The sequence below is a fragment of the Gordonia sp. (in: high G+C Gram-positive bacteria) genome (assembly GCF_049299075.1).
In the GTDB taxonomy this organism is placed as follows: Bacteria; Actinomycetota; Actinomycetes; order Mycobacteriales; family Mycobacteriaceae; genus Gordonia.
This window is the reverse complement of sequence record NZ_JBAQWU010000174.1, coordinates 1-2,111: the sequence shown is the minus strand read 5'-3', so window position 1 is coordinate 2,111 and position 2,111 is coordinate 1. Positions and strand designations below refer to the sequence as shown.

Annotated in this window: 2 protein-coding genes; one reads left to right on the top strand and one right to left on the bottom strand. The window is 68.0% G+C overall.

What is annotated here, in order from left to right; all coding sequences use genetic code 11:
- On the top strand, window positions 1-749 hold a 749-nt coding region (mftM, locus tag WAW85_RS05820), incomplete at its 5' end, for a mycofactocin oligosaccharide methyltransferase MftM (protein ID WP_422558696.1).
- A gap of 178 nt (window positions 750-927) precedes the next feature.
- On the opposite strand, the gene WAW85_RS05815 is transcribed toward mftM, so the two are convergent.
- Complete coding sequence (locus WAW85_RS05815) at window positions 928-2,037, bottom strand: transposase (RefSeq protein ID WP_422558695.1); 1,110 nt, start codon at window positions 2,035-2,037, stop codon at window positions 928-930.
- Between the last annotated feature and the right edge of the window lie 74 nt (window positions 2,038-2,111).

Genomic DNA, 2,111 nt, shown 5'->3' with positions numbered 1-2,111 from the left:
TCTCGAGTAGCGGCGATTTCGCCTGGCGGCTTGCAGGTGACCGGGTGAACATCGTTCACCGGCTGACGCCGGCAACCATCTCGGATTCGCGGCTGGTACAAGGGCTCGGCGAGCTCGTCGAGGCGCGCGTGCTAAGCGGGCAGGGTGGCTTCGAGGCCGCCGCCGTCGCCGTGGTCAGCTCCGTGGCGGCCGACCCCGCAGCCGCGTGGTTCGCGTTCTACGCGAACTCGCTCGCAGAGCTCAGTGACGGCAGATCTGCGTTCGCACCGATCCATGCTCGAGCGCTCGATCTGCTCGCCGGGGACGAGGTACTGGAAGTGGGCTGCTGTTTCGGGTTCTTCGCAGTGCGGTGCGCGCAGTCGGGACACCGCGTCCACGCGTGCGACCTGACCGCGGGCGCGGTCTCGCTCCTCGACCAGGTGGCGCCGCGATTGGGCGTCGAGGTCCAGGCGGTTTGCGGCGATGCCCGCGTCCTGCCGTTCGGTGACGGCGCCGTCGACACGGTCACCCTGATCCATCTGCTCGAACACCTCGACGCCGACGACGTCGAGGCCACGCTCACTGAGGCCTTCCGGGTCGCGCGGCGGCGCGTCGTCGTCGCAGTCCCCTTCGAGGACGAGCCGACCGAGCACTACGGGCACCTGCAGCGCTTGAGTGAGGACGACCTGCACCGTTGGGCCGCGCTCGTCCCGCAGGCTCGGTCCGAGATCTTCACCGACCACGGCGGCTGGTTGATCCTCGACCGGTGAGGTGGTGCGTCCGGTCGTTTCGTCCCTTCGACGGTCTTATTGCGTTTGTCAAGGAGTGTCCGACGGGGTTGCTCATCTTGTTGGGCGTGCGCGGGGTCCGGGGGCGGGGGCTGATCGTGGGCATGCCGGGGGGCCCCTGGGCCGGAGGGCTTGTGGCCGAGGGGGTGTGCTCGGGGGTTCAGGCTGCGGTCGGGGTGGCCTCGTTGCCGGTGTCGGCATCTGCTGATGCGGCGGTAGCGGTGGCGGTGGCGGTGGCGGTGAGGAAGCGGTAGATGTCGCGGGCGACGTATCGCTGGATGAGCCGCATGATCGCGGCCTTCTTGGTGCCGGCGGCGGCGCGTTTGGCGGCGTAGGCCTTGGTGCGTTCGGAGTGCAGCAGCCGGGTGCGGGCGATGATCCACATCGCCCGGTTCAGGTCCCGGTCCCCGAACGGGTTCATCCGGTGATAGCGGCCGTCGGTCTTGCCTGATCCGGTCTGGATCGGGGCGACCCCGGCGTGCATGGCCCATCGTGCTTCGTCGCGGAACCGTCCATGGTGGGACCACGATACGAGGATTTCCGCGGCGCTGACCGGTCCGACTCCGAGCACGTTCAGCAGCTCGGGCATGGTCTTTTTGACCAGCCGCCGCAGGTGCTTTTCGTTGACTTTGAGTTCGGTGCGGGTCGCGATCGCCTTGACTGCGAGCGTGACCGCGGTCTGCCGGATCTCGGCGAGCGCCGGGGTGTCCGAACGCCGTGGCCGCCATCGGGCGATCTGCTCGGTCCGCTGCCATCCCAGTCCTTGGCGAGTGTCGATACCGAGGTCGAAACGCCTGGTCAGGTCGAGTAGTCGTTGCCGGTCAGCTGTCATTTCCTTGCTCAACGCGTGACGGCGAGCCAACACGACGGCCAGTGCGTCGCGGTCACCGCTCGCGCGTGGGGCGATCAGCCGGTCACACGGCAACCCGAGAACCGAGCGTGCTGCGGCCTCGGCGTCGAACACATCGGCCTTCCCGCCGCGGCGTTTAACCGGTGCCCGTGTCTCGGCGACGTCGATCCCGGCCTGCGCCAGTGCCACGCTCAGGCGCTTGCCGTAACACCCTGATCCCTCGATCGCCACCAGCACCCGGCCGGTGCTCTTGCGGCCGATCCAGGAGATCGCCCGGCCCAGCCCTGCCTCGTTGGTCGCGAACTTCTCCGGCTCGGTAAGTACCGCACCGGTGCGGGTCTGCACGATCACAAACATGTGCTGCGCGGCGTGGGTATCGACACCCACGACGTAGTCATAGCGTTCTGCCACAATGGTCATAGCGGTCCTCCTCGGGCCGTCATCGGAAATAACGGGCGGCCGGCCCGAGTGCTGCCACTGGCATATCTCTAACG

Excerpts from the sequence above, each read along its gene's own strand:
- WAW85_RS05815 (WP_422558695.1), bottom strand. The coding sequence starts at position 2,037 with ATGACCATTGTGGCAGAACGCTATGACTACGTCGTGGGTGTCGATACC.